The organism is Campylobacter sp. RKI_CA19_01122, from assembly GCF_025771325.1.
Lineage (GTDB): Bacteria > Campylobacterota > Campylobacteria > Campylobacterales > Campylobacteraceae > Campylobacter_D > Campylobacter_D lari_D.
The window spans coordinates 69,037-94,304 of sequence record NZ_JAKMPZ010000002.1; the positions used below are offsets into that span (position 1 = coordinate 69,037).

The following is a 25,268-nucleotide window of genomic DNA, read 5'->3' on the forward strand; positions in this document are numbered from 1 at the left end:
TTGTATTTTAAACTTATGCTAGAAGAAAATCCGCAATTTTTAAAAGAACAAATCATAACTTATCTTGGCAATAAAAGATCTTTGCTCGAGTTTTTAAATCAAGGCTTTAAATTCGCACAAAATGAGCTTAAAAAAGACAAATTTAGTTTTTGTGATGTATTTAGTGGCTCTGGGGTAGTTTCGCGTTTTGTGAGGCCTTATGCGAGTTTTATCATGGCAAATGATTTGGAGGATTATTCTAAAATCATTAATGAGTGTTATTTGAGCAATCAAAATGCAAAATTTTTACAAGAATTACAAAAACATTATGCTTTTTTAATTTCTGATTTAAAACTTAAAAAAGGCTTTATAAGCAAGCTTTATGCGCCAAATGATGATGAGTATATCCAAAAAGATGAAAGAGTTTTTTACACGCTTAAAAATGCGATGTATTTAGATTCTATGCGAGAAAAAATTTCAAGCTTACCAAAAGAAATTCAAAAATACTTCATCGCACCGCTTATCTATGAAGCAAGCGTGCATGCAAATACAAGTGGGGTTTTTAAAGGTTTTTATAAAGATAAAGATGGCATTGGTAAATTTGGAGGAAATGGGGCAAATGCACTAAGCCGTATAAAAGGCGATATAGCTTTAAAAATGCCTGTTTTTTCAAATTTTACTTGTAAATATGAGGTTTTTCAAAAAGATGCAAATATTTTAGCTAAAGAACTTGATGGCTTTGATGTAGCGTATTTAGATCCTCCTTATAATCAGCACCCTTATGGGTCAAATTATTTTATGTTAAATTTAATTGCTAATTATAAAAAGCCAAAGGAAATTTCAAAGGTTTCTGGCATACCAAAAGACTGGAATCGCAGTGCTTTTAACAAAGAAAAAAAAGCTGAAGATGTTTTATTTGATTTAATAAATGATTTAAAAGCTAAGATTGTATTGCTTTCTTATAATTGTGAAGGTTTTGTAAAAAAAGAAAATTTCATAAAAAGACTCCAAAGTCTTGGAGAATGCTTTGTGCTTGAGCAAAAATACAATGCCTTTAGAGCTAGTAGAAATCTCTCTAAACGCTCCATGCATATACAAGAGCAACTCTATGTGTTAAAAAAACACTAATCTTGCATGTATGCGTTTAATTGCTCAAAAAGTTTTTCTTTTAAAGCAATAGGTTTGTTTATTTTTATATAAGGTATCCAATATCTTATCAAATTTAAAAGCTCATCATCATAAGCGTAAAAGGCTTTTATATAGATGTATTTTTCGTCTTCATCGATAAATTCGTATTTGCTTAAGGCGTTTTTTCTAAAGAAATATTCTTTAGCTTTTTTATCAAGTTTTAAGATAGCTTCTTTGTTTTCTTTGCTAATCCAATGGCTTTGATCTTTTTGAATTTGTTTTAAAAACTCTTCTTTTGGGGTAAAATTTTCTTTCTTTTCTACTCTTAGTTGCGTGATTTTAGAAAAAGTAAAGGTTTTTAAAGTATCGTTTTCATCTGCTAAAAGATACCATATGTGGTCAATATTAATGAGTTTGTATGGATTTGCTTTTCTGTGTTTTTCTTTGTAGTGAAAGCTAATGGGGTATTTTGCTATGACAGCTGCGCTTAGTTCTTCAAAAACTTCTCTATCAAGTGTTTCATAGCTTTGAGTTTTGACTAAAAAGGCTTTGTTGATTTTCTCATTAAGCAAGTCGTTTAAAAACTCTTTATCTAAACTAGGATAAAGCCTACCTATACCGCTTAAAATAGCAAAATTTTGTATATCTTTAAAGCTTAATTTTCCTAAAACATAGCCTTCTAAAAAGTATTTTCCATTTTCTTTTTTTATAGGGATAAAAGCAAGGCGATCATGCAAGTCTCTTTGTATGGTGCGAATACTGACATTAAATTCTTGTGCAAGCTCTTCTAAACTAAAACGCTCGCCATTGTTTAAACACTGCAGTATAGAAACTAAACGCGTAGAAAGTTTGTCTTTTTCCATATACAACCTTTTTTATTTTTGTTTATTTTAGCAAATCTTTGATGTTTTGTTTGATTGTTTTTGGATCGTTTTCATAGGTAGTTAAAAGCTCTTGAATAAGCTTTAAAAAATCATTAAAATCATCAGGATTTTCTTTTTTAAATTTAAGTACTCTATCTAGGATGATAAAAGCAGCTTCGGTTTTGTCGTTTTCTTTTTCATAAAGCTCTTTTAGCTCTAAAGCAAACTTGGTGTAAGTATAAGCTTGCTTTGGCTTTGAGATGATGTTAAAGATGTTTAATTTATAACTAAAAAGCAATGAAAAAAGTTGGGGTAGTTTGTTTAGCATGGTTTATTGTATATATTGCAATAAAATTGCTATTATTGCAATCCCCAAAGATGTAATAGAAACTATTTTTAATATATTATTATCTAATAGATTTTCGTGTTTTTTTATTACAGTTTTTATATTTTCCAATTCCTGCATAATATCTTTCGATAAATTTGCTATTTGGTTTTCATATTTTTGCATAAATTCATTTTGTTGCATTGATAAATTGTCGATTTTTTTTGAAGATAATAGTAAATCTTTATTAAGTGAGTTTATTTTATTTTCTTGTAACTCAATAGTTTCGGTGAAGTTTTTTTGTTGTTGTTTAATTAGATTTACTTCATCTTCATTTTTTTCTATTTTTATTTGAATTTCTTGAAAATGTTTTGTATGATCTTGCATTTGATTTATTACAATATCTGTAAGTTCATTATATATTTCTAAAATTTCATTTGTATCATAAGATAATTCTGTAATGCTAGTCCTATAATTTTCATTTGTTTTGGAAATTATTAATTGTAGATCGTTGATTGTGTCATTTATAAATTCTATGCTATAACATGTGAGTTTTATAACTTCTTGAATTAAATCATTTTGTGCTTCAATAGCCTCTATATTCATCATGTTTAATTCTATTAGAATATTTATTTTTTTAATCTCTTCACTATCAATAAAAATTCCAGCAAAAGGTATATTTTTTGCCATATTTTCCAAAAAAGTATTTTTAGTATTTTTAGCTAATTTTGCAACTTTTTTTGCCTCTATGATTTTTTTAGAAGCTTTGTGAATTTTATTATTAAGTATGTTAGCTACTTCTTGCGAATTTGCATTTTTATTAGGTGTATTTGTTTTTGTTAAACATTCATGTGAATTTATTATACTAATTTTATGTTTACTTTTACTATAACTAATCATGCAATTCCTTTAGATCAAGAATCTTTTTCTTCAGATTAGATATTTTAGTTTTTCTTTCCTCGTCCATCTTTTTATAAGTATTTAGCTCTTGAGTGAGATTGTTTTGTAGTATTAAATTCTTTTCTTTTATAGAATTTATTGCATGTGTTAAAAAAATATATGCATCATCTAGCATAAGCCATGTTTGAGCTATTTTACAATTTAAAATAACACCACTTTGAGTAACAAGCTGTAATCGTAAATTTCCTATTTTGGAGTTGTTTTTCCATTTATCCATATAAAAAACAACAATAGTGCTAACAATAGCTCCAAAAGCAGCACTTATACTTAATGAAATTGCATCACCTATAGTTTCACTCGTAAATGGTATAGGTAAAGATAATAAAACATTAAGCCCAGGTATAGTTATAAGCCATTTATTTATCGCCTCACTTCCTAGCATTGTGAGTGAGGCGATAATACCTGCTGTAAAAATTTTAGCGGCCTCAAAATATATATCTTCTTTAGGCATATCTTTTGGAGGATTTATAATAATTTTTATCGCATTATATAAAGAAGTAAAGCCAGCACGAATAACTTGAACTATTCTTTTTAAAGTTGTAAATATAGTATTTATAGCAAATACAACTAAATTAGATAAAAATGCTTGAATTCCTGCCTCTAAAGAACTTGCAAAAATATTTTTCCATTTCTTTTTGATATCATCCCAAATGTAATGGATTCTATCTTTAAATCTTTTGAATATATCACTAAAACTCTCGTTTCCAAATTCTTTAAATGTTTTTCTAATTTCTATCATTAAGCTTTTGAAAAAGTCTCTTAAAATCATTCCAAGTGCTGAATATACAATCATTTTTGTAGAGTCTTTAGCTCCGGTTATCAAAGCTTCTTTGTAAGGTTTTAGGCTTGTATAGTAAATTTTATCAATTTCACTATCAATATATTTTTTTTGATGATTATATTCTTCTATAAATTTTTCACCATCAATTTTACATTGCATATCCAATAATCTTTCTATATTTTTTTGATCTTTTAAGGATAGTTTTCCATTTTTTATTTCTTTTTCGGTTAATATTTGTATCTGTCCTTCTAATTTCTCTAAAGTTTTTGTTGCGCTATTATCTCTTTTAAAATTATTTATCTTAGCATCTGTTTTTTTTAGATTTTGAGGTGTATTAGCTAAAGATACACCATCAGCATTAGCTAAAATTCTTGCACGATCTTCATGAATTTCTTTGGCTGAAACAACATGATCTAGCTGAGTATTGTCTTTTGGCTTAATCATCTTTCCAGTTGCATAATCATATAATCTTCCCTCTTCTATTTCTTTTTTTAGTTTATTATTTATTTTATTGTATTCCCCATTATGATATTTTTTTGAACAGTATTTTTCACGTTTTTCATATTGTTGCTTATCGTTTTCGTTGGCATATATATCTTTCCTGGCATTATGTGTGGTGCTTACATTACCACCGTCTTGAGAATCTAGAACAATAGCAGCCAATCCAAAATGACTTGTTATAGCATCAAGTGCGTTTTGGGTGCATTGCTCAAAAAGTTTTTTACTTTGCTCTTTTGGTAGTTGTGTTTCTATGTTTTTTAGTTCTTGCAAGGCTTCTTCTAAGTTTTGATTTATATTAATTTTAAGTTGTTCTCTTTGTGATATCTCTTTCAAATCATTTTCTAAAAGTTCATAATCGTTTATAAGTTCTTTATTATCTATCATAGTGGTCTCTTTTATAATAGTTTTTGGTTGTTTTGTTTCATATTATAACTTTGTCGTAGATATGCTATTTGAATAACAGCTGGTATAGTTACTCTATAAGCAGGTCCTGCTATATCTATTGCAGTCCACATCCCTGTTATTGCCCATCCAATAGGACCAACAAAAATACTCATCGCTTTTGTTAAACTCACATTAACTACAGCTGACAATCCTCTGCCTAAAATTAATTTTGATATGGCATTTGCAACAATAACTATTAATTGATAGCTTTTGAAACCACCTTGTTTTATTAAAAATTGCATTGCTGCCATTGTAGATTGTTTTGTAAAAGTTGATAAATTTAAATTTAATTCTTGAGAAATTTCCTTGATTTGCTCTTTGCTCATTTGGTCTAAAGAATTTTCTAAAATTTTCATAAAAAGATTTATTTCTATTATCTCTGTATCGGAATTTTTATTATAATTAACTTTAAGTTTATCGGCTACATCGCATAAAATTTCTTTATAAAGTACACCTTTTCCCATTCTTAAGATATTTGCAAAGGTGTTTCCCCCAAAACACTGAAACTCATCTAAAATTAAATCTAAATACTGTTTGTGATCAGGATAGAATTTTTTATACAACTCATTTACTGTTATTAATTCCGTAAATCTTGTAGTATTATCTTTATCATGTGTGAGAATACTAACAAAATCATTTAATTCTTCGCTACTTAAGTTTCTCAAAAATTCCAAATCTTTGTCATATCTATATGCCATCTTTTTCCTTTCAATTTAAATTTTTATTATATCAATACCCCCCCCCCGTATTGTCAAGGTTTTTAGTATTGTTTACTTTTAATTATCCTTGCAAGTACTACTACGCCTGCTAAAATTAGCACATAAGAAACTGCTACATTTATAATTCCGTATTTTTCTATTAAAAATAAACTTGGTAATATAACGCACCACACTACAAACAAAAATAAAGCCCAAAAAGTACCACAAACTATAGCCCATATAGCAGTAGCTATCATAACTATAATACCAATTACTATTGCCATTTGACTCCTTTATTGGATTTTATAAAATTAATAAAATCATATTAAATCCTTGTGACAGGTTGTGTCATAAAAATTTAATTTTTCTAAAGCATAGTTATAGTAAAATGATAGCTTTCTTTTATGAAAAAATTTATCCAAAGGATACACATGCCAAAAATGAAAAGCGTTAAAAGTGCTGTTAAACGCTTCAAAGTAGGTAAAAATAAAATCAAAAGAGGTGCTGCTTATAGAAGCCACATTTTGACTAAAAAACCTGCTAAAAGAATGCGTGATCTTCGCACTTCTAAGTATGTTCACTCAACCAATGTTAAAGCGGTTGAAAAAATGTTAGGAATTTAAGCTCGCTTAAATTTAGTTTTTGACGAAAGTCATTCAAACTCCCCTTATTTTAAAGGGCAAGATTCGTTTAACGAACGCCAATTTGTGAAAGGATAAATATGGCAAGAGTAAAAACTGGTGTTGTAAGACGCCGCAGACATAAAAAAGTTTTAAAACTTGCGCGTGGTTTTTATAGTGGTCGCCGCAAACACTTTAGAAAAGCTAAAGAACAATTAGAAAGAAGTTTGGTTTATGCGTATCGTGATAGACGCCGCAAAAAACGTGATTTCCGTCGTCTTTGGATAGTACGTATCAATGCAGCTTGCAGACTAAATGATATTAGTTATTCAAGATTTATAAATGGTCTTAAAAAAGCAGGCATTGAGCTTGATAGAAAAATCTTAGCTGATTTAGCGATGAATGACGCAGCTGCTTTTGCTAAAATAGCAGATGCTGCTAAAAAAGCACTTTAATCTTACTGCAAGGCTTTTTAGCCTTGCTTTTCTCTTTACTTTCTTTTTAAATTCTCTTTTTGCTAAAGATATTTTGCTTTTTAAAGTTTATGATGAAAAAGCATTTAAAGATGTAAATTTAAGCCATTATCTCATGAGCGAAAAACTCGATGGCGTAAGAGGTCTTTGGAGTGGTAAGTCTATGCAAACAAGAGCAGGAAATACTATAAAACTTCCTTTATTTTTCACAAAAAATTTTCCTAAATTTGAATTAGATGGAGAACTTTGGATAAAAAGAGCTTCTTTTGAAGAAATTTCATCTTTAATACGCCAAGAAAATCCCGATGAAAAACTTTGGCAAAAAGTAAGTTATAATGTCTTTGATGTGCCAAATGCTTGTGAGGAATTTAAACTTGATCCTTGTACCTTAGAAGTAAGATTAGAAGTTTTGAAAAAGTATTTAGCTAAAAATCCAAATGATTATATAAAAATTATTCCACAAGTTTCCATTAAAGATAAAAATCATTTAAAGCAATTTTACCAAGATATCATTTTGCATAAGGGCGAGGGTATAATCATAAGATTAAACAATGCACCTTATGAAAAGAAAAGATCAAATAATGCTTTTAAACTAAAACCTTTTGATGATACAGAATGTGTTGTAAAAAAGCATTTTGAAGGTAAGGGAAAATTTGAAGGTAAAATGGGATCTTTACTTTGTGAAGCAGTGATTGAGGGTAAAAAAGTGAGTTTTAAAATAGGCTCAGGTTTTAAAGAAAGCGATCGCTTAAATCTTCCGCCAATTGGTGCTATAATTACTTTTAAATACAATGGTTTAACCAAAAATGGCAAACCAAAATTTGCTAGTTTTTTAAGAACGAGGGAAGTTTTTTAAAGCATTAATTCCTAAAAATATAGCAAAAGCAACACATGAGATCATAATGATACTAGCACCACTTGAGACATTAAAATAATAACTCACCATCAAACCACTTAAGCAAAAACATAAACTCAAAATACTTGAATAAATCATCATCCAACCAAGTTTTTTACTAATACCTTCTGCTATAAAGCTTGGTATGCTTAATAAAGCCATGGCTAAAATTAATCCCACAAGTCTAATGCCAATAACTACGCACAAGCTTATCATAAAAATCAAAAGATAATAAAATAAATTAGTGTTAATACCTCTAGTTTGAGCAAATTCGCTATCAAAGCTTATGATTTCAAATTGTCTATAAAAGCATAATAAGATAATGATAAAAATGATATCTGCACCAAGCATAAGCCAAATGTCTTCATTAGAAACGGTTAATATATTGCCAAATAAATATGCCATTAAGTCGTTATTGTATTTTGGGCTTAAGTCTATAAGTATGATTCCTATAGCCATACCAAACGCCCATATGACAGCTATAATGCTATCACTTCTGTTTGGATAGTGTTTGCTTAAATAAGCCACTATAAAGGCTAAAATCAAAGTAAATAAACTTGTGCTAAGTAAAACGGGTAAAGAAAAGTAAAATGCTACTCCAATGCCACCAAATGCCCCATGTGTAATGCCACCAGCCATAGACATAAGCCTATTTACCATTACCAAACTTCCTATACAACCACATGCAATGCTTACTAGCACACAAGAAAATAAAGCATTTTGAAAAAAGTTAAAATTTAAAATTTCAAGCATTACATTCCTTACATAGGCAAGAATTTAAACTCATTTCAACATCGCAAAAATGAGAATGGTTTTGGTATAAGTGTTTTATATAGTTGATTTTATTTGGATCTTTAATGTTTTTGTGTATAAAAATTTCTTTGTTTAAATATGCGATTTTATCACTATATGCTAAAGTTATGTTAATGTCGTGACTAATGCATATAATACCTATGCCATTTTGATGAAGTTGTTTTAAAAGCTCAAAAATTTGTATAGCATTTTTAGTATCTACACTTGCTGTAGGCTCATCTAATATAAGCAATTTACACTCTCCTACTAAAGCTCTTGCTATGAGCACTCTTTGTCTTTGGCCGCCGCTTAAAGAATGGATAGTTTTATCCCAAAAATCTTGCATAGATACTTTTTTTAGAGCATCTAGAGCTAACTCTTTGTCTTTTTTGGTGTAAAAACCAAAAGTTTTATGATTTATCCTTCCCATAAGCACGACTTCTAAGACTCTAGTTGGAAAATTGGTATTAGTTAGAGTGTTTTGTGGGACATAGCCTATTTGACTTAAATTTATATTTTTAAATTCAATTATATTTTTACTTTTTAAAAGTCCAAATATGAGTTTTATAAGGGTTGATTTTCCACCACCATTTGGTCCTATGATAGATAAAAAATCATTATTATCATAGCTTAGATTGATATTTTTTAACACAAGTTCTTCATTATAAGAAAAATTTAAATTAGATATTCGAAATAATTCCACTAAAATACACCTTCTTTGGCATTGATGAATAAAAATAATCCAAATGATATCATAAATATCAAAGCTAGATACTCTAGTAAGGTTCTTATTTTTATAGTTTTGACATTTTGGTGAATTTTATTTGCCCCTATAGCAAATAAAAATAATACAAAACACATTCCCAATGTCACAAACACAGCAGAGCTTAAAGCATAAAAAAAGTTGAATTTATACGCAAAAATAAAAAGTAATATAACACCAGGACAAGGCACCAAAGAAGCTCCTAGTATGACTACCCATTCGCTTGTTTTATGTGAGTGGCAAGAGCATGAGCAAGAGTTTTTATGAAGTATTTTTTTACTTAGCATAAAAAGAGCTATAAAAACTATAAGTAAACTTGTAAATTTTGTAAGAATAAATCCAGCCATATTGATATCTTTGAGTAATTTCTCAAGGATAATTATACCAATGCTTACAAGTAAAAATGCACTCATTATATGCACTATGCCTATTTTTAATACAAAATAAAATATTTTAGAAAATGAGCTTTTGTGTGTTAAAAAATACGAACTTGTAAGCATTTTAGAATGACCTGGTGTACTAGCATGAAAAACGCCATACCCAAAAGATATGATTAATAATATTAAAAATGTTTGTATATTAAATTCTTGTTGAAGAAGTTGTTTGATATACAATAAAATATTTTCGTTAAAAATTTGCAATTTATTTAAAAGATCATCTATAAAATTTGGACTTTGCTTGATTTGAATTTCTGCAAAGGTTGTATTTGGTGTTTTGCCTTTTTGTGCTTGTAAAAATATGAGATTTAAATTGGGATTTGCACTTAGATAATAGTTTGAATTCAAAGTGATAAAATCTTGCGGTATAAATTTAAAACTAAAAAATCCTTCCTTATCTTCAAATCTTATGCTAAATGTGTTATTTTCTTTTATAGGGATGTTAAGATTTACTTCAAAAGTGAAAAATAGTTTCGTTTTATCTAAGATTAATTTGGCATTTAAAAATTTTTCTATGTAAATTTTTTCATCTAAATTGTAAAATTGAAATTGCATTAAAAATTGTCTTGGCTCTATATAATCTAAAAGAGTATATTTAATATCAGTAAGTTCGTCTTTGTCTAAAGTATTATTATAATTTATATCATAGTTTTGAAGTAGTATTTTTATAAAATCTTGCGAAAATTCCCAAGTTACATAAATTTTATTGATGTTATCATCACTTGCGTTAAAGTCTAATTTTGCATTTGCCGTTGGAGTATAAGCTGCACACAAAGCACAGCTTAATACTTTTTGAAAGCATATAAAAGCTAGTATTAAAATGATTTTCATTCTAAAGCCATTTTTAATGCTTGTATGGTTTTTAAAAGTTCTTTATCCCAATCTTTAGCCAAATGATCGATAAAAACAATTTTTGCGTTTAATTCTTTAGATAATACTTTAGCCGAATTTTCACTAAAACCAGGTTGGACAAAAATAACCTTTATGTTTTTTTCTTTGGCTATTTTTATTAGTTTTTGCAAATCTTGAATTTTTGGCTCTTTTCCATCAATTTCCACAGGAATTTGGATGAGGTTGTATCTTTTTGCAAGATAATTCCAACTAGGATGATAGACTATAAATTCTCGGTGTTTGATATCTTGTAAATTTGTTTTGATTACTGAATTTAAGTCATCCAATTCTTTAAGAAAATTTTCTAAATTTTTTGCATAAAAGTCTTTATTTTGTGGAAAAGTTTGACTTAAAGCTTTATAGATATTTTGTGCTTGTATTTTTACTAAAATAGGATCTAGCCAAGTATGAAGATCGTTTTTACCATGCTCATGTTCATCGTGGTCATGTTCATCAGTCTCATCATTTTCCAGTAATGATATGCCATCATTAATATTAACAATTTTGACATTTTTGAGTGTGTTTTTAAATTTGTTTTCTAGGATTTTTTCAAGTTCTAAATCGGCAAGAAAATAAATTTTGCTTTTTTCAAGATTTTTAATCATCATAGGTTTAAATTCTACATTATGTTCATTAGAATTAGGTGAAATCAAGATATTAATTTCAACACTATCTTTAGCAATCTTTTCTACAAAAAATGCTTGAGGTGGTATGCTAACACTCACAATAGGTTTTGAAAAAGCAAGTGCGCATGATAATAACAATAACAATATTTTTAACATTATTTCCTCCTGATTATCTAAAATTTATGTAATTATATATAATGCAACTTAGTTGCAACTTAAAAATTAAGTTGCATTTATAAAACTTTTTTTGTGGTAAAATACATTTATTTTCTAAGGTAGAATTATGGAAGCTATTGATTTATTAAAAAAACATGATATTTCTATGACAACTTTACGAGTGGAAATCTTGCAAATTTTATCTCTTGCTAAAACCCCATTAAGTTATGATCAATTTAATCTCAAAGCAAATAAAACTAGCTTTTATAGAAATATGGAGCTTTTTGAAAAAAAGGGTATTGTTAATAAAAGTCAACTTGATCGCAAAAGTTTTTATGAATTAGCAGATCATGCTAAAGCACATTTTATATGCGATGTATGTCATGAGATTAGTGATGTAAAAATGCCTGAAATTAAAGGGATTATAAAAAGTGTTGTGATTAAAGGAATTTGCCAAAAATGTGAGAATGAATAATGAATTTATGGAATAAAAAAGCAAAAAGCTATGCAAGATATAGTTCTAACTTAAACGAAATTCAAAAAGTTACTTTTGCAAAACTTGGCTCTTTACAAGGAAAAATCGTGGTGGATATAGGTTGTGGAAGCGGTGTTTGGACTTTGCATTTAGCGCAAAAAGCAAAAAGTGTTTTGGGTGTAGATAGCTCTAGTGCTATGCTTGAAATTTTACAAGAAGATGCAAAAACTCATGCTATATCAAATATAAAAACTTTAAATTTAGACTTTGAAAACTTTTATAAAAACAATAACACAAATTTTGGTTTAGCCTTTTTGAGTATGTCTCCTGCTTTGCAAAATGAAAAAGACTATAAAGCTTTTTTAAGCTTAGCTTCTAAAAAAGTGTATTTAGGCTGGGCGAGTAGGCGCAAAAGTAGCTTTTTAGATCCTATATTTGAGCATTTTAACACGCATTTTAAAGGTTTTTATGAAGAGGATTTGCAAAGTTTTTTAAATGCGCAAAATATTTCTTATGAGAGTGAAATTTTTAATGAAATTAGAGTAGTAAAAAGAGATAAAGATAGTGCGATAGAAAATGCTTTGTGGCATTTGAGTATGAATGGCATTAATGCAAACAAACAAGAGTTAGAAAGCTTTGTAAAAGATGAGGTAGAAGAGATTATAGAAGCTAAGATAAAACTTTTGATTATTGATTAAATTTCAAGGCTAAATAACCTTGAAATTTAAAGTTTTTCCTGCCATAAATGGCACCACATCGCCGTATTTTTGTGCTACTTGCCATTCTTGTTTTTCTAAAGTGATAATTTTATCTTTTTCAAATTTAAGATTATGGATTTTACAAGCATTATCTGAAATAAATTTTTGTAAATTTGCTTCATTTGAGTGCTTTTCAAAAAGTTCAGCTAATACAGGTAAAATCACCGGTGTGCTAAATACGCCAGCCGCACACCCGCAGCATTCTTTAGTATGCAAAGGATGAGGTGCGCTATCACTTCCAAGCATAGTCTTTTCATAGCCACTAAAAGCAAGCTCACATAAAGCGTCTTTATCTTCATAGCGTTTTGCAATAGGTTTGCAAAACAAATGTGGGTCCATCTTAGCACCTACTACATCATCAAGCGTTATCATTAAATGATGTAAAGTGATAGTTGCGTATAAATTTTCATAATCTTTTAATAAATCACACAAAACCTTAGTGGTAATATGTTCCATTACAATTTTTAATTTTGGAAAATTTTTAGTTAATTTTTCATAGATTTTAGCAAAATTTGCCTCTCTATCCATTACAAAATCATTTGTTTCTCCATGTACAAGTAAAGGCAGGCCAAGCTCACTCATAGCATTTAGTGTAGGTTTTAACTTTTCTATATCAAAGCTTGAAATTCCATTATCTGAATTTGTAGTTATGCCTGCAGGATAAAGTTTGATAGCAAAAATTTCATCTTTAGCTTTTTCTAAAAATTGTTCATCATAGTCTTTAAAAAATAAAGTCATCAAAGGCGTAAAATCTTCATTTTTACATGCTTTTAAAATGCGTTCTTTATAAGCTTTTAATGCGTTTATTTCAGTAAGCGGAGTGATTAAATTTGGCATGATAACTCCCGCTTTAAAGTCTTTTGCGCTAAATGGAGCTACAAGTTCAAGCATGCTTTCATCGCGTAAATGTAAATGCATATCCAAAGGGTTTTTAAGCGTCATTTTATCTCCTATTTGAGTTTATATAAGCCGTTTTTGAGCTTTTCAAGCAAAGCTTTCTCTTCTAAAAATTTAAAAGTAGAAATGATGGTTGGTTTGCTGATGTTTAACTTTTTAGAAAGTTCTTCAATATTTGCAAAGACAAAGCCATCTTCATTAGCATGAAGGGCTAAAAATTCTAAAATTTCAAAGCGTTTTTTACCAAAGATTTTTATGCATAGTGTTTTTACTTTATCATCCATTCTCTAGCCATATTAAAAAGAATAAAACTCCAAGTAATTATAGCCAAAACCACACTAAAAAATACCCCAGCACTTGCGCAATCTTTTGCTTTTTTAGCTAAGATGTGAAATTCGCTCGTGTAAAGATCCACGCAAGCTTCTATGGCAGAATTTAATGCTTCTATAATTAAAATCAAAACTAATACTAAAATAAGCACAAAATGTTCTAAAAAACTCACAGGTAAAAATAAGCTTACAAAAATCAAAGGTAAGATAATGGCAAATTCTATTCTAAAAGCCATTTCATCTTTAAGCAAGAATTTAATGCCACTAAAGGCATAACTTGCATTTTTAAATAAAGAATACTTTGGCTTCATTAAGGATTTTCCTTTAAATTTTTACTATATAAGTCATAGTTTTCTTCATATTCTTTAGTTTGGACATTAAAATATCCTAATAAACTTGAAAAAATATTATCTTGAGATAATTTATAATCTTTCTTTTTTTGTAATTCTTGGATTAAATTATTATCTTTGCTCCAAAGAATCATAGGAACATGAGTTTGTTCTTTTGGTGCTATGAAATAGGGCATTCCATGAAGGTAAATTCCATTTTCTCCTAAACTTTCTCCATGGTCTGATACATACAACAATGAGGTATTTTGTGCAGGACTTTGCTTTAGTAAGTCAATAAGACTTTTGATGATAAAATCTGTATAAAGTAAAGTATTGTCATAGGTATTAGTTAATTCTTCTTGCGAGCATTGTTGTAATTCATTTGTATCGCAAGTTGGCGTAAATTTTTTAAACTCATTTGGATAGCGCTTAAAATAAGCTGGTCCATGAGAACCTTGCAAATGAACGACTATGATTTTACTTGAAGATGGATTTTGTAATTGTTCTTTTACAAGCTCAAGTAAGCTCTCATCATAATCTTTTGAAATCAATTTATGTGCTATACGATCGCAGTTTCCTTTGCAACCTCCAGAATTATTTCCAAGCCAAACACTTTGAACTCCAACTCTTTGTAAAATATCTAAAGCATTTTCTTCATAAAGACTATTGTCAAAAGTAGCTCTTTTGTGTCTTGAAAATATACAAGGTAAACTTCTAGCAGTTGCTGTCCCACAAGAGCTTACATTGTCAAAATATACTAAATTAGGTTCGTTTTTGGTATAAAAATTAGTATCATTTTTGGTATAACCACCCAAAGAATAGTTATTTGCTCTAGCGGTTTCCCCTATGACTAAAATCATAGTTTTGTTTAAGTCTTTTTCCATTTTCGCATCTAAAGCTATCTTTTGAAGTTCTTTTTCTGGAATAACTTCTAATTTTATATATTTAATTGCTGAATAAATTTGATAAAAAGGAGTGTTATAAACTCTTACTTCATTATAAGTTCTTAAAAATGGTACAATACTTTTTGAAAAAATTCCAAGCAATCCAAAAGCAACAAATAAAGCAACAACTAAAGTGCCAAATTTAATGATTAAATGTTTTTTGATATTGTGATATTCTATTTTAGCTTTTATAACTAAAAATGTTGGAATCACAAAAGTAAAAAATATATAAACAAAAATATTAAAATTAATCAGATCGCGTACTTCTTTTTGATCAGTTTGCATAGCATTTCTAATCATATCATGATCTATAATAACACCATAATTGATCATAAAATAACTACTAATTGAACTCACACCTATTAAAAAAATCATTAAAATCTTGCTAAGATAAGGCAAAAATAATAAAGCGAAAATTCCAACTAATAGTGCAAAATATATAATTATATATAAAATAATGGAAATATCATTATTATGAGGATGTAAATTTTCGTGAATATAAGAAAACAATTTCAGATTGATACTAGTTATATAAAAAGCACTCAAAATAATAAATTTAAGCCACGATATATTAAAAAATTTCATGAAATCCTTTCAAAATTAAAGATTTAATTATAAATAAAAATGGTTAACTTAATATCTTTATGGTATGATTTTGCTTTTTGTAAGTTTAAGGATTAAATTATGAAATTATTATCATGGAATGTAAATGGCCTAAGGGCAATTTGTGATAAAAATGCACTTGATTGGATTGAAAAAGAAGAAATTGATTTTATAGGTTTTCAAGAAATCAAAGCACACGAGGATAAATTTCCAAAAAGAATTTATGAGTATCCTTTTAAACATATGTATTCAAATAGTGCTAAAAGAGCAGGGTATTCAGGTGTAATGAGCTTGTGTAATTTTGATTGTGAAGTCAAAAAATGTGAGTTTTTTGATGATGATGAGGGTAGAGTTTTAGAGCATAGCTTTAAAAATGTAGTTTTGTTTAATATTTACTTTCCAAATGGTCAAAAAGATGAAGAGCGTTTGAATTTTAAAATGAAATTTTATAATGACTTTTTAGTGTATTTAGATAAACTTTTAAAAGAAGGTAAAGAAATTATCATCTGTGGAGATGTTAATACCGCACATCGTGAGATAGACTTAACCCACCCAAAAGCTAATGAAAAAACTTCAGGTTTTCTACCGATTGAGCGTGCTTGGATAGATGATTTATTAAAATTAGGTTTTATAGATACTTTTAGACATATAAATGGCGATGTTAAAGAAAAGTATTCGTGGTGGAGTTATAGAATGAAAGCAAGAGAAAGAAATGTAGGCTGGAGGATTGATTATTTTTTCATTTCTAATGGCTTAAAAGATAAACTTAAAAATGCTTTTATAAGAGATGATATTTTTGGCTCAGATCATGCTCCTGTAGGGATAGAAATCGATATTTAAGGTATTTTTTAATGCCTTAAATAATTATTAAGTAAAAATTGTTATAATTTCATCTTAAAACTGCAAAATGGCCCATTCGTCTAGCGGTTAGGACATCGCCCTTTCACGGCGGTAACACGAGTTCGAGTCTCGTATGGGTCACCACTTACTATTTTATATCCGCTTTTTTTGATAATCATTGTCATATTTTACAAAAAGTTACATTGTTTGATTTAAATATTTTGTATTTGTTTTCTCTTATTTAAATTAAGTTTATTTTAAAATACTTATTATTAATATATTGAAAGTTATTGTTAATAATTTGTAAATTTTTTACATTGACTTCACACTTGTTTTTAAAATATACAAAAAGGAGGACAAAATGTATAGACCTAAAAGCAAAAATGAGTTAATGAATTTGGTGCATAATGAAAGAATTTCTCTAAGGGATATTGATGTATCTTTGATTGATGATTTTTCTTATGTATTTTATTATTCTAAAAGATTGGATTTTTTAGGTATTGAACATTGGGATGTATCAAATGCTAAAGATATGTCTTATATGTTTTATTGTTGCGAAAGTTTTAATGCAAATTTGTCACGCTGGAATGTCTCTAAAGTTGAAAATATGGCAAGTATGTTTTTTAACTGCAAAAATTTTAATCAAGATTTATCAAAATGGGATACTCAAAATTTAAAAGATATGTCTTATATGTTTTTTAATTGTGTTAATTTCAATCATTCTTTATTGCATTGGAAAACTTCAAATACTACCAGAATGGCACATTGTTTTGAAAACTGTCATGCGTATGAGCATAGTGTTGTGAATTGGGATGTGCAAAATGTAATTACTATGGCATATCTTTTTCACAATTGCAAAAATTTCCATCATGAATTAGATGAGTGGAATATCCAAAAGGATTGTAATACTGAAAAAATGTTTGGAAATCGTGGTATTGATAAACTTTATGCAGTAAAAGGTATAGAGTTAGAATAAACAAAATTCACACAATTTTTGTGTGAATTTTTCTTTTATCTTTTTAAGTTTTTCATCAAGTTTTTGTACTAAACTTATCTTCATAAAGCGTTATTTTTTAGCTTCTAGAGATTATTTTTTAGGAAAATTTACATGAAAATAAAATTTATTACAAAAAGAGATAAAAGTCAAGTTGCATTTGATATTTTTAAAATTAAAAATGCTATTTTTAGAGCCAATATAAACTCTACTGATAAAAAATTAGAAAATGATGAATTAGGTAGGCTTTGTGATGAGGTTGTAACTTTGCTTGATGAAAATCATGCACAGGTAGAACAAATTCAAGATAAAGTTGAAGAGGTTTTAATAAAAAATGCTTTAATCAATACTGCAAAATCTTATATATTATACCGCCAAAAAAGAACACAAATCCGCAATGGTAGCCATGATTTGCTAAATTTGTATGATGATTTAACCTTCAAAGATTCCAAAGAAGCTGATTTAAAAAGAGAAAATGCCAATATCAACTCAGATAGTGCTATGGGTATGATGTTAAAATATGGTTCAGAAGGAGCAAAATACTATGTAGATGAGTGTATTTTACCAAAACATATCGCAAATGCACATAAAAACGGCGATATACATATACACGATAAAGACTTTTATATGCTAACACAAACTTGTTGTCAAATAGACTTGTTAAAGCTTTTTGAAAATGGTTTTAGCACTGGACATGGAAGTTTGCGTGAGCCAAATGATATTAGATCCTACGCTTCTTTAGCTTGCATTGCCTTGCAGGCTAATCAAAATGAAATGCATGGGGGTCAATCTATACCAAATTTTGATTTTGCTATGGCAAAGGGTGTGGCAAAGACTTTTCAAAAAGAGTATAAAAAGGCTATAAATGCTTTTTTTGAAATAAAATTAGAACAAAACCTAGACGAGCAATGCTTTAAAAATGCTAATTTTCAAGTTTCAAGCGAAAAAGAATGCTTTAAAGAGCTTTTAAAGCTTGATTTAAATAGTGATGAGAATTTTTTAAAACAAGCAAATGCTTATGCTTACAAAAGAGCATTAAAGCAAACCCAAGATGCGACTTTTCAAGCTATGGAAGCTTTGGTGCATAATCTTAATACTATGAACTCAAGAGCAGGAGCTCAAGTGCCTTTTAGCACGCTAAATTATGGCACCGATACTTCTTTTGAAGGGCAAATGGTAATAGAAAATTTACTCAAAGCCACGATGAAAGGCTTAGGAAATGGTGAAACACCAATTTTTCCTGTGCAAATTTTTAAAGTAAAAGAAGGTATTAATTATAATGAAAAAGATCCAAACTACAAGCTTTTTAAACTCGCTATAGAATGTGCTTCTAAAAGACTTTTTCCAAATTTTAGCTTTTTAGATGCAAGCTTTAATGCAAAATACTATAAAAAGGGTGATTATAATAGCGAAGTAGCTTATATGGGTTGTAGAACTAGGGTTATGGCAAATGTTTATGATGAGAGCAAAGAAATCACAAGTGGCAGGGGAAATTTAAGCTTTACAAGTATAAACCTTGTGCGTTTAGCCATAGAAGCCAAAGGAAATTTAGAGCTTTTTTACTCACTTTTAAAAGAAAAATTAGAGCTTGTGTATGAGCAATTACTTCATAGATATAAAATTCAAAGTTTAAAAAAGGTTAAAAATTTCCCATTTTTAATGGGCGAGGGAATTTGGATAGATTCAGATTCTTTAAAAGAAAATGATAGCGTAGAAAAAATCATAGCACACGGGACTTTAGCTATAGGTTATATAGGACTTTGTGAGAGTTTAATAGCTTTAGTAGGTTCTCATCATGGACAAAGTCAAGAAGCAAGGGATTTAGGTTTGCAAATCGTGCGTTTTATGCGTGAATTTGTCGATGAAAAAGCACTCAAAGATAAGCTTAATTTTTCACTCATAGCTACCCCGGCTGAAGGCTTAAGTGGAAGATTTTTAAAGCTAGATCAAAAAAAATACGGCATTTTAAAAGGCATAACCGATAAAGAATTTTATACCAATTCTTTTCATATTCCTGTAGATTTTCCTATTAGTATATATGAAAAAATTCAAATAGAAGCCCCATATCATGAGTTAAATAATGGCGGGCATATTACTTATGTAGAATTAAACGGCGATGTGAGTAAGAATTTAGAAAGTTTTGAACGCATTATAAAATGTATGAAAGAAAGCAATATAGGCTATGGCTCGATTAATTTCCCACTAGATAGAGATCCGGTATGTGGTTATAGTGGTGTGATAGATGAGTTTTGTCCAAAGTGCCATAGAAAAGAAGATGATATTAAATTTGAACGCATAAGAAGAATCACAGGCTATTTAGTAGGAACGCTTGATCGTTTTAATGACGCTAAAAAAGCTGAAGTTCATGCAAGAATTAAACACGATTTTTCTTAGATTAGCCGGTGCCATAAAAGAATCCATAGTCGATGGCTATGGTTTGCGTTATGTGATTTTTACTCAAGGCTGCCCTCATCATTGCAAAGGTTGTCATAATCCACAAACACATGATTTTAACAAAGGATATTTGCAAGATTTAGCAAGTTTGTATGATGATATGTGTAAAAATCCTTTGCTCCAAGGTGTTACTTTTAGTGGCGGGGAGCCTTTTATGCAAGCAAAAAATTTAAGTATTCTAGCAAAACACATTAAGGCTTTAGGGCTTGATCTTACTATATATACAGGTTTTACTTATGAAGAGCTATTGCAAGAACAAGCTATGAAAGAATTGCTTATCTTAGCTGATGTTTTGATAGATGGGAAGTTTATTTTAGAGCAAAAAGACTTATCTTTAAAATTTAAAGGTAGTAAAAACCAACGCATTATCGATGTAGCAAAAAGCTTAGAACAAGGCAAAGTAATACTTTTTGAAAAATAAAGACTCATTTAGTCTTTTTTAACTTAACTATGTTAGAATGCTATAAAATTTAAAAAAAGGAGAACAATATGTTTGAATTAAGAAAACTACCTTACGAAGCAGACGCTTTTGGAGACTTTTTGAGCGCAGAAACTTTTGCATTTCATCATGGCAAACACCATCAAACTTATGTAAATAACCTAAACAATCTTATTAAAGATACTGAATTTGCAGGAAAAGATTTAGTTTATATCATACAAAACTCAAATGGCGGAGTTTTTAACAACGCTGCTCAAGTGTATAATCATGACTTTTATTTTGACTGCATTAAGCCAAAAACATGCTGTGGCTGTGGCTGTTCTTTAAGTGATGAGTTTAAAGCAGCGGTTGAAAAAGACTTTGGTTCTATGGAAAATTTAAAAGAAGAATTCATCAAAGGAGCTACAGGAGTATTTGGTTCTGGTTGGTTTTGGCTAGTTTATAACACTCAAAATCAAAAATTAGAATTAGTAGCTACAAGCAATGCTGCTACACCTATCACTGAAGGTAAAGTTCCACTTTTAGTAGTTGATGTGTGGGAGCATGCTTACTATGTAGATCACCGCAATGCACGCCCTGTGTATTTAGATAAATTCTACGCACACATTAACTGGGAATTTGTAGTAAAAGCTTATGAATGGGCTATCAAAGAAGGTATGAATTCAGTAAGCTTTTATGCAAATGAACTTCATCCGCTAAACTAAAAAATAAAATCTCTTAGAAAGTCTAAGAGATTTTACTCTAAAACAACCCCTTCATTTAGCACAACTTCGCCTATTACATAAGCATCTGAGTTCTCTAAAACTTTTCCTACATTAGATGGATCTACCACCATAACTAAGCCCACACCCATGTTAAAGCTTCTATGCATTTCAGCTTCTTCTACGCTTTGGCCTATTTGATAAAAAATTTCAGGAGTTTTTAGATGATGTTTTCTAATAATAGCACCTATTCCTCTTGGAAAAACTCTAGGTAAATTTTCTACTAAACCACCACCTGTTATATGAGCTAGTGCATTGATGAAAGGTTTTAATTTTAAAAAGTCTTTTACATAAATTCTTGTAGGTTCAAGTAAAATATCGATTAAATTTTTACCATCTATTTTATCATCAAATTTAAGCTTTTGTGCTTCAAATAATACTTTTCTAGCTAAAGAATATCCATTAGAATGAAGCCCACTACTAGGTAGAGCTAGCAAAATATCTCCATTTTTTACAAAATTTCTTCTATCTATCTCATCTTTTTCAGCCATACCTACTGAAAAACCTGCTAAGTCAAAGTCATTGTTATGATACATTCCAGGCATTTCAGCAGTTTCTCCGCCTATTAAGGCACAATTTGCTTTTTTACAACCATTAGCAATCCCCGCTACAACCTTTTTAGCTACTTCTACATCTAACTTTGCACTTGCATAATAGTCTAGAAAAAACAAAGGCGTAGCAAAATTGCAAATTAAATCATTCACGCACATTGCTACTAAATCTTCGCCTATTGTGTCAAATTTTTGACTATCAATAGCAAGACGCAACTTTGTGCCTACCCCATCTGTTGCTGCTAGCATGACAGGATTTTTAAAACCACTTGGCATGGCAAAAGCGCCTGAAAAAGAACCTATGCCACCTAAAACATTTTCATTAAAAGTTTCTTTTACTAAAGGCTTAATTGCTTCTACAAAAGTATTACCATTGTCTATACTTACGCCCGCATCTTCATAGCTTATATTCATTTATCTTCCTTTAAGAATTTAAAAGGTATTTTAACTAAAAATATTTTAAGGTTAAATTATGCAAAATGCTTATTTTGTGACTTCAAGTATAGCAGGTGGAAAGTCAAGCTTTATAAAAATAGTTCAAAATTTGGGTTTTGATACTTTAAGTGCAGATGTGATAGCTCATGAGCTTTTAAATGAAAATGCTAATTCTATAGCTAAGCTTTTTGATAATGATGATTTACTTATAGCAGGAAAAATAGATAGAAAAAAGCTTGGTGCTATTGTATTTAATGATTTAAACGCCAAAAAAAAGTTAGAAGGTTTTTTACATCCTAAAATCAGAGAAGAAATTTTACAAAAAGCACTAATTTTAGATAAAAAAAACAAGGCTTTTTTTATAGAATTGCCTTTATTTTTTGAAAATAATCATTATCAAGATCTAGGAAAAAGTATATTGATTTATGCTCCAAAAGAAATTTTATTAAAAAGATTAATGCAAAGAGATAATTTAGATGAAAATGAAGCCTTAAAAAGAATTAATTTGCAACTTGATATAGAAGAAAAACTAAAAAAAGCAGATTTTGTGATAAAAAATATTTCAAGTTATGAAAAATTTGAAGAAAATGTGCTAAATTTTTTAAAACATACTTTAAAGGTTAAAAATGAAATTTTATAAATATTGTGCAAGCGGAAATGATTTTGTAGTATTTGCAGATGGTGAAAAAAAAGATCGTAGCGAGTTAGCTAGAATTCTTTGTAATCGTTATGAGGGCATAGGTGCTGATGGACTTATAGTAGTTGTGCCTCATGATAGATATGATTTTGAATGGGAATTTTATAATTGCGATGGTAGTAAAGCAAATATGTGTGGTAATGGATCGCGTGCAGCAGCTCATTTTGCTCATCATTATCTAAAAAAATCACAATATTTAAATTTTTTAACTGGAGCAGGACTTATAAAATCATTTGTTGATGATGACATGGTAGAGATTAAATTAAGTGGAGTGAAGGATATTAAAGAAGCTTTTAAACATAAAGATAGAATTTGGCAAGGATGTAATACAGGTGTGCCACATATGGTGACTTTTGTTGATGATTTAAATGAATTTGATGTAAATTTATGTAAAGAAGTGCGTAAAAAATATAATGCAAATGTTAATTTTGCTAAAATAGAAAATGAAGAATTTATAAGAGTTAGAACCTATGAACGCGGGGTAGAAGATGAGACTTTAGCTTGTGGTACAGGTATGGGAGCTTGTTTTTATCTTGCTTATTTAAATCAAAAAGTTAAAGATGATATTTTAGTAAAGCCAAAAAGCAAAGAAAATTTATATTTTAGATTAGAGGATGATCAAATATTTTTCAGAGGAAAGGTAAAGTGCTGTTTTGAAGCTGATTATAATTTTACTTAGTAGTTTTTTATTTTTAAAAGCTGAATTTATAGCAGGTTTTGATAAACATTATTATGCTTTAAGTATAAAAGAAAAGCGTGAAGTTTTTATCAAAAAAATCAATGCTTTGTTAGATGTTTCTTTCAAAGAAATTGAAAATGAAAAAGAATTTGTAGATATTTTTTTTGAGGAAGCTTTAAAGAGTAATTTTAGAAAACTAAATTTTAATGCTGTGCAAAAACTATGGTTTTTAAAAGAAAAATATCGCGTTAAAAATTTATACGATCACAAGGAATACCAACTGCGTATCCAAAAAGTTCCAAAATCTTTAGCCATAGCCCAAGCAATTATTGAAAGCGCAACTGGTACAAGTCGTTTTGCTAAAGAAGCAAATAATTTATTTGGAGAATGGACTTGGGGTGAGAAAGGTTTGATTCCAAAAGAAAGAAGTGAAGGTAAAACTCATAAAATTCGTATATTTGATAGCTTACAAGAAAGTGTGGATTCATACTTGCTAAATTTAAATCGTCATGATGCTTATAAGGAATTTAGAGCTTGGCGGTGGGATGCTATAAATCAAAATGAAAAACTTGATGGTAAAGAAGCGGCAAGTCATTTGGAAAAATATTCAGAGATTAAAAGTAATTATACTAAGCTTATTATTTCTATCATAAATCAACATAAGCTTGATGAGTTAGATTAATTTCCTAAAGCCCACTCATCAAAAGGTAAAATCATCACATGCACCCCTTCTATGAAAAACTCATCTCTTTGTGAAAGCGTGATGATATAAATAGTCGAAAGTGCGAGTTGATTTTTACTAAGTATTTTTTTGACTTTTAAACTAAGTAAATCTTTATCTTTAAAGGGCGAGCATAAAAATGCATTTTTAAGACTTGGTAAGTAAAAATCAAAATATTTGGTATAAAAAATTTCTTGTTCAAATTTAAACAACTCGCTTAAAATCAAATTTTCAAACAAAGCACTAAAGTCTTTTTGTATGCTTAGAGAATTTTTTAGTGAAAAGTCCCAAAAATATATTTTTTTTAAATTCTTTTCAAGATTTTTTACAAAATACAAAGTGTAGTTTGATTCTAGTTTTTCTATGCTTTTATATAAGGTATCTTTGGAAATTTTTATAGTATTTTTTAGTGTTTTTAATAGCTCATTAACGCTAAATTCATTCCCGAGTTCTAAGGCAATTTGTTTGAGTATGGTAAGCTCTAATGGAGTGTAAAAACTTCTTAAGTATGATGAGTTTGTGTTAAAGTTGTGATTTAAAATCACATTGCGTCCTGTATGTAAAAAATAACTTACCATGGTTTTAGTGTCAGCGTATTTTTTGTTTAAGCTTAAAAATTCTTCAAAGTCTAAATAATCTAAATGAAGTTCTTCAAAATAATCTAAATGAAAATTGCTATCACAAACGCTTATTATGATTTGCAAATTAAGGTGTTTTAAACTGGCAAAGTCAAAATTATGAGCAAAGTTGCAAAGTGCTAAAAATTTAATCTGTGGATTATAGGTTAAAAACGAATTTAAATTTACCAAAGCACTTGCTTGAAATTTCAAATCATCACAATCGATAAAAAGTATATTTTCACTTTTGTACAAAGATAAAAAATTTAAAATTAAATTTTTCTTACCACTTGCAAAACCACCTTTTATAATGATGTTTTTATGGGTTTGAATTTGAATTTTTCTTTCATCAAATTTTTGAAATTTTGGGTAATTATCGTAAAAAAATTGTAGTGATTTCATAAATTTCTTTG

Annotated in this window: 30 protein-coding genes and 1 tRNA gene; 15 read left to right on the forward strand and 16 right to left on the reverse strand. The window is 28.9% G+C overall.

All coding sequences use genetic code 11. The features are described 5' to 3' along the window. Positions 1–15: 15 nt before the first annotated feature. A complete protein-coding gene (locus tag L8U37_RS01640) occupies positions 16–1,107 on the forward strand; it encodes a DNA adenine methylase (protein WP_263728433.1) in 1,092 nt (363 codons plus the stop codon). Here the strand turns inward: L8U37_RS01640 and L8U37_RS01645 are convergent. The 6 genes from L8U37_RS01645 to L8U37_RS01670 form a co-directional block, all read right to left on the reverse strand. After that, positions 1,104–1,970 carry a helix-turn-helix transcriptional regulator gene (locus L8U37_RS01645; protein WP_263728434.1) on the reverse strand — a complete coding sequence of 289 codons (867 nt, stop codon included), beginning with the start codon at positions 1,968–1,970 and terminating at the stop codon, positions 1,104–1,106. The two genes, L8U37_RS01640 and L8U37_RS01645, sit on opposite strands and share 4 nt — an antisense overlap. 22 nt (positions 1,971–1,992) lie before the next feature. Continuing rightward, entirely contained in the window at positions 1,993–2,298 is a 306-nt protein-coding gene (locus L8U37_RS01650) for a hypothetical protein (protein WP_263659202.1), read from the reverse strand. 3 nt (positions 2,299–2,301) lie between these two features. Beyond that, positions 2,302–3,195: a hypothetical protein gene (locus tag L8U37_RS01655; protein WP_263659201.1), complete on the reverse strand. Its 894-nt coding sequence runs from the start codon at positions 3,193–3,195 to the stop codon at positions 2,302–2,304. Further along, complete coding sequence (locus L8U37_RS01660) at positions 3,188–4,921, reverse strand: hypothetical protein (protein WP_263659200.1); 1,734 nt, start codon at positions 4,919–4,921, stop codon at positions 3,188–3,190. The genes L8U37_RS01655 and L8U37_RS01660 overlap by 8 nt, the downstream gene beginning before the upstream one ends. A gap of 11 nt (positions 4,922–4,932) precedes the next feature. Then, on the reverse strand, positions 4,933–5,679 hold the full coding sequence (locus L8U37_RS01665; protein WP_263659199.1) for a DUF3944 domain-containing protein: 747 nt from the start codon (positions 5,677–5,679) through the stop codon (positions 4,933–4,935). Positions 5,680–5,741: 62 nt separating this feature from the next. Next, a complete protein-coding gene (locus tag L8U37_RS01670) occupies positions 5,742–5,963 on the reverse strand; it encodes a hypothetical protein (protein ID WP_263659198.1) in 222 nt (73 codons plus the stop codon). A 147-nt stretch (positions 5,964–6,110) separates the two neighbouring features. On the opposite strand from L8U37_RS01670, the gene rpmI reads away from it, so the two are divergent. The 3 genes from rpmI (at position 6,111) to L8U37_RS01685 (ending at position 7,628) form a co-directional block, all read left to right on the forward strand. Then, the gene (gene rpmI / locus L8U37_RS01675) at positions 6,111–6,302 is read left to right on the forward strand and encodes a 50S ribosomal protein L35 (RefSeq protein ID WP_039617094.1); all 192 of its coding nucleotides are present in this window, start codon (positions 6,111–6,113) and stop codon (positions 6,300–6,302) included. 98 nt (positions 6,303–6,400) lie between these two features. Continuing rightward, the gene (gene rplT, locus L8U37_RS01680) at positions 6,401–6,754 is read left to right on the forward strand and encodes a 50S ribosomal protein L20 (RefSeq protein ID WP_039617097.1); all 354 of its coding nucleotides are present in this window, start codon (positions 6,401–6,403) and stop codon (positions 6,752–6,754) included. After that, a complete protein-coding gene (locus tag L8U37_RS01685; protein WP_263728435.1) occupies positions 6,732–7,628 on the forward strand; it encodes a DNA ligase in 897 nt (298 codons plus the stop codon). Before rplT ends, L8U37_RS01685 begins: the two co-directional genes overlap by 23 nt. Here the strand turns inward: L8U37_RS01685 and L8U37_RS01690 are convergent. The 4 genes from L8U37_RS01690 to L8U37_RS01705 are packed head-to-tail and all read right to left on the reverse strand — an operon-like array spanning position 7,605 to position 11,332. After that, positions 7,605–8,420, reverse strand: a complete 816-nt coding sequence (locus L8U37_RS01690) for a metal ABC transporter permease (protein WP_263728436.1) — start codon at positions 8,418–8,420, stop codon at positions 7,605–7,607. The two genes, L8U37_RS01685 and L8U37_RS01690, sit on opposite strands and share 24 nt — an antisense overlap. Continuing rightward, entirely contained in the window at positions 8,413–9,162 is a 750-nt protein-coding gene (locus tag L8U37_RS01695; RefSeq protein WP_263660398.1) for a metal ABC transporter ATP-binding protein, read from the reverse strand. The genes L8U37_RS01690 and L8U37_RS01695 overlap by 8 nt, the downstream gene beginning before the upstream one ends. Continuing rightward, positions 9,162–10,490, reverse strand: a complete 1,329-nt coding sequence (locus tag L8U37_RS01700) for a nickel/cobalt transporter (RefSeq protein WP_263728438.1) — start codon at positions 10,488–10,490, stop codon at positions 9,162–9,164. The genes L8U37_RS01695 and L8U37_RS01700 overlap by 1 nt, the downstream gene beginning before the upstream one ends. Further along, positions 10,487–11,332, reverse strand: a complete 846-nt coding sequence (locus tag L8U37_RS01705; RefSeq protein WP_263728440.1) for a metal ABC transporter solute-binding protein, Zn/Mn family — start codon at positions 11,330–11,332, stop codon at positions 10,487–10,489. The genes L8U37_RS01700 and L8U37_RS01705 overlap by 4 nt, the downstream gene beginning before the upstream one ends. 127 nt (positions 11,333–11,459) lie before the next feature. Here L8U37_RS01705 and L8U37_RS01710 point away from each other — a divergent pair, with 127 nt between their 5' ends. Continuing rightward, complete coding sequence (locus tag L8U37_RS01710; RefSeq protein WP_220566989.1) at positions 11,460–11,807, forward strand: Fur family transcriptional regulator; 348 nt, start codon at positions 11,460–11,462, stop codon at positions 11,805–11,807. Beyond that, the gene (locus L8U37_RS01715; protein WP_263728441.1) at positions 11,807–12,505 is read left to right on the forward strand and encodes a class I SAM-dependent methyltransferase; all 699 of its coding nucleotides are present in this window, start codon (positions 11,807–11,809) and stop codon (positions 12,503–12,505) included. The genes L8U37_RS01710 and L8U37_RS01715 overlap by 1 nt, the downstream gene beginning before the upstream one ends. A 9-nt stretch (positions 12,506–12,514) precedes the next feature. Here L8U37_RS01715 and pyrC read toward each other — a convergent pair whose 3' ends face one another. Genes pyrC through L8U37_RS01735 form a run of 4 tightly spaced genes read right to left on the reverse strand, consistent with a single transcriptional unit; the run spans position 12,515 to position 15,649 of the window. Beyond that, complete coding sequence (gene pyrC / locus L8U37_RS01720; protein WP_263728442.1) at positions 12,515–13,507, reverse strand: dihydroorotase; 993 nt, start codon at positions 13,505–13,507, stop codon at positions 12,515–12,517. Between the two features lie 8 nt (positions 13,508–13,515). Beyond that, positions 13,516–13,746, reverse strand: a complete 231-nt coding sequence (locus L8U37_RS01725) for a helix-turn-helix domain-containing protein (protein WP_012660796.1) — start codon at positions 13,744–13,746, stop codon at positions 13,516–13,518. Continuing rightward, positions 13,731–14,102 carry a diacylglycerol kinase gene (locus L8U37_RS01730; RefSeq protein WP_263709592.1) on the reverse strand — a complete coding sequence of 124 codons (372 nt, stop codon included), beginning with the start codon at positions 14,100–14,102 and terminating at the stop codon, positions 13,731–13,733. The genes L8U37_RS01725 and L8U37_RS01730 overlap by 16 nt, the downstream gene beginning before the upstream one ends. Continuing rightward, a complete protein-coding gene (locus L8U37_RS01735; protein WP_263728443.1) occupies positions 14,102–15,649 on the reverse strand; it encodes a phosphoethanolamine transferase in 1,548 nt (515 codons plus the stop codon). Before L8U37_RS01735 ends, L8U37_RS01730 begins: the two co-directional genes overlap by 1 nt. 99 nt (positions 15,650–15,748) lie before the next feature. Between L8U37_RS01735 and L8U37_RS01740 the strand changes: the two genes are divergently transcribed. The 6 genes from L8U37_RS01740 to sodB all read left to right on the forward strand — a co-directional run bounded on the left by L8U37_RS01740 (position 15,749) and on the right by sodB (position 21,098). Further along, the gene (locus L8U37_RS01740; RefSeq protein ID WP_039617114.1) at positions 15,749–16,507 is read left to right on the forward strand and encodes an exodeoxyribonuclease III; all 759 of its coding nucleotides are present in this window, start codon (positions 15,749–15,751) and stop codon (positions 16,505–16,507) included. A gap of 69 nt (positions 16,508–16,576) precedes the next feature. Next, positions 16,577–16,651, forward strand: a tRNA-Glu gene (locus L8U37_RS01745). Between the two features lie 217 nt (positions 16,652–16,868). Next, a complete protein-coding gene (locus tag L8U37_RS01750) occupies positions 16,869–17,483 on the forward strand; it encodes a BspA family leucine-rich repeat surface protein (RefSeq protein ID WP_263669998.1) in 615 nt (204 codons plus the stop codon). Between the two features lie 132 nt (positions 17,484–17,615). Beyond that, complete coding sequence (locus tag L8U37_RS01755; protein WP_263728444.1) at positions 17,616–19,895, forward strand: anaerobic ribonucleoside triphosphate reductase; 2,280 nt, start codon at positions 17,616–17,618, stop codon at positions 19,893–19,895. Further along, on the forward strand, positions 19,867–20,376 hold the full coding sequence (nrdG, locus tag L8U37_RS01760; RefSeq protein ID WP_263728445.1) for an anaerobic ribonucleoside-triphosphate reductase activating protein: 510 nt from the start codon (positions 19,867–19,869) through the stop codon (positions 20,374–20,376). The genes L8U37_RS01755 and nrdG overlap by 29 nt, the downstream gene beginning before the upstream one ends. A 68-nt stretch (positions 20,377–20,444) precedes the next feature. Further along, the gene (gene sodB / locus L8U37_RS01765; RefSeq protein WP_263728446.1) at positions 20,445–21,098 is read left to right on the forward strand and encodes a superoxide dismutase [Fe]; all 654 of its coding nucleotides are present in this window, start codon (positions 20,445–20,447) and stop codon (positions 21,096–21,098) included. Positions 21,099–21,130: 32 nt separating this feature from the next. Here the strand turns inward: sodB and purM are convergent, their stop codons facing one another. Then, positions 21,131–22,120: a phosphoribosylformylglycinamidine cyclo-ligase gene (gene purM, locus L8U37_RS01770; RefSeq protein WP_263728447.1), complete on the reverse strand. Its 990-nt coding sequence runs from the start codon at positions 22,118–22,120 to the stop codon at positions 21,131–21,133. 58 nt (positions 22,121–22,178) lie between these two features. Here purM and coaE point away from each other — a divergent pair, with 58 nt between their 5' ends. From coaE to L8U37_RS01785, 3 genes are read left to right on the forward strand one after another with little or no spacing between them, the layout of a single operon-like run. After that, positions 22,179–22,781: a dephospho-CoA kinase gene (gene coaE, locus L8U37_RS01775; protein WP_263728448.1), complete on the forward strand. Its 603-nt coding sequence runs from the start codon at positions 22,179–22,181 to the stop codon at positions 22,779–22,781. Then, entirely contained in the window at positions 22,768–23,517 is a 750-nt protein-coding gene (dapF, locus tag L8U37_RS01780) for a diaminopimelate epimerase (protein ID WP_133319131.1), read from the forward strand. The genes coaE and dapF overlap by 14 nt, the downstream gene beginning before the upstream one ends. Then, positions 23,492–24,199, forward strand: a complete 708-nt coding sequence (locus tag L8U37_RS01785) for a glucosaminidase domain-containing protein (protein WP_263661860.1) — start codon at positions 23,492–23,494, stop codon at positions 24,197–24,199. The genes dapF and L8U37_RS01785 overlap by 26 nt, the downstream gene beginning before the upstream one ends. Here L8U37_RS01785 and L8U37_RS01790 read toward each other — a convergent pair. After that, entirely contained in the window at positions 24,196–25,257 is a 1,062-nt protein-coding gene (locus tag L8U37_RS01790; protein WP_263661859.1) for an ATP-binding protein, read from the reverse strand. The two genes, L8U37_RS01785 and L8U37_RS01790, sit on opposite strands and share 4 nt — an antisense overlap. Between the last annotated feature and the right edge of the window lie 11 nt (positions 25,258–25,268).

Excerpts from the sequence above, each read along its gene's own strand:
- L8U37_RS01670 (WP_263659198.1), bottom strand. The coding sequence starts at position 5,963 with ATGGCAATAGTAATTGGTATTATAGTTATGATAGCTACTGCTATATGG.
- L8U37_RS01755 (WP_263728444.1), top strand. The coding sequence starts at position 17,616 with ATGAAAATAAAATTTATTACAAAAAGAGATAAAAGTCAAGTTGCATTT.
- L8U37_RS01725 (WP_012660796.1), bottom strand. The coding sequence starts at position 13,746 with ATGGATGATAAAGTAAAAACACTATGCATAAAAATCTTTGGTAAAAAA.
- L8U37_RS01715 (WP_263728441.1), top strand. The coding sequence starts at position 11,807 with ATGAATTTATGGAATAAAAAAGCAAAAAGCTATGCAAGATATAGTTCT.
- L8U37_RS01730 (WP_263709592.1), bottom strand. The coding sequence starts at position 14,102 with ATGAAGCCAAAGTATTCTTTATTTAAAAATGCAAGTTATGCCTTTAGT.
- rpmI (WP_039617094.1), top strand. The coding sequence starts at position 6,111 with ATGCCAAAAATGAAAAGCGTTAAAAGTGCTGTTAAACGCTTCAAAGTA.
- sodB (WP_263728446.1), top strand. The coding sequence starts at position 20,445 with ATGTTTGAATTAAGAAAACTACCTTACGAAGCAGACGCTTTTGGAGAC.
- L8U37_RS01710 (WP_220566989.1), top strand. The coding sequence starts at position 11,460 with ATGGAAGCTATTGATTTATTAAAAAAACATGATATTTCTATGACAACT.
- nrdG (WP_263728445.1), top strand. The coding sequence starts at position 19,867 with ATGCAAGAATTAAACACGATTTTTCTTAGATTAGCCGGTGCCATAAAA.
- L8U37_RS01640 (WP_263728433.1), top strand. The coding sequence starts at position 16 with ATGCTAGAAGAAAATCCGCAATTTTTAAAAGAACAAATCATAACTTAT.
- L8U37_RS01685 (WP_263728435.1), top strand. The coding sequence starts at position 6,732 with ATGCTGCTAAAAAAGCACTTTAATCTTACTGCAAGGCTTTTTAGCCTT.
- rplT (WP_039617097.1), top strand. The coding sequence starts at position 6,401 with ATGGCAAGAGTAAAAACTGGTGTTGTAAGACGCCGCAGACATAAAAAA.
- dapF (WP_133319131.1), top strand. The coding sequence starts at position 22,768 with ATGAAATTTTATAAATATTGTGCAAGCGGAAATGATTTTGTAGTATTT.
- L8U37_RS01650 (WP_263659202.1), bottom strand. The coding sequence starts at position 2,298 with ATGCTAAACAAACTACCCCAACTTTTTTCATTGCTTTTTAGTTATAAA.
- L8U37_RS01735 (WP_263728443.1), bottom strand. The coding sequence starts at position 15,649 with ATGAAATTTTTTAATATATCGTGGCTTAAATTTATTATTTTGAGTGCT.
- L8U37_RS01700 (WP_263728438.1), bottom strand. The coding sequence starts at position 10,490 with ATGAAAATCATTTTAATACTAGCTTTTATATGCTTTCAAAAAGTATTA.
- L8U37_RS01690 (WP_263728436.1), bottom strand. The coding sequence starts at position 8,420 with ATGCTTGAAATTTTAAATTTTAACTTTTTTCAAAATGCTTTATTTTCT.
- L8U37_RS01660 (WP_263659200.1), bottom strand. The coding sequence starts at position 4,921 with ATGATAGATAATAAAGAACTTATAAACGATTATGAACTTTTAGAAAAT.
- L8U37_RS01750 (WP_263669998.1), top strand. The coding sequence starts at position 16,869 with ATGTATAGACCTAAAAGCAAAAATGAGTTAATGAATTTGGTGCATAAT.
- purM (WP_263728447.1), bottom strand. The coding sequence starts at position 22,120 with ATGAATATAAGCTATGAAGATGCGGGCGTAAGTATAGACAATGGTAAT.
- L8U37_RS01665 (WP_263659199.1), bottom strand. The coding sequence starts at position 5,679 with ATGGCATATAGATATGACAAAGATTTGGAATTTTTGAGAAACTTAAGT.
- pyrC (WP_263728442.1), bottom strand. The coding sequence starts at position 13,507 with ATGACGCTTAAAAACCCTTTGGATATGCATTTACATTTACGCGATGAA.
- L8U37_RS01740 (WP_039617114.1), top strand. The coding sequence starts at position 15,749 with ATGAAATTATTATCATGGAATGTAAATGGCCTAAGGGCAATTTGTGAT.
- L8U37_RS01645 (WP_263728434.1), bottom strand. The coding sequence starts at position 1,970 with ATGGAAAAAGACAAACTTTCTACGCGTTTAGTTTCTATACTGCAGTGT.
- coaE (WP_263728448.1), top strand. The coding sequence starts at position 22,179 with ATGCAAAATGCTTATTTTGTGACTTCAAGTATAGCAGGTGGAAAGTCA.
- L8U37_RS01790 (WP_263661859.1), bottom strand. The coding sequence starts at position 25,257 with ATGAAATCACTACAATTTTTTTACGATAATTACCCAAAATTTCAAAAA.
- L8U37_RS01655 (WP_263659201.1), bottom strand. The coding sequence starts at position 3,195 with ATGATTAGTTATAGTAAAAGTAAACATAAAATTAGTATAATAAATTCA.
- L8U37_RS01705 (WP_263728440.1), bottom strand. The coding sequence starts at position 11,332 with ATGTTAAAAATATTGTTATTGTTATTATCATGCGCACTTGCTTTTTCA.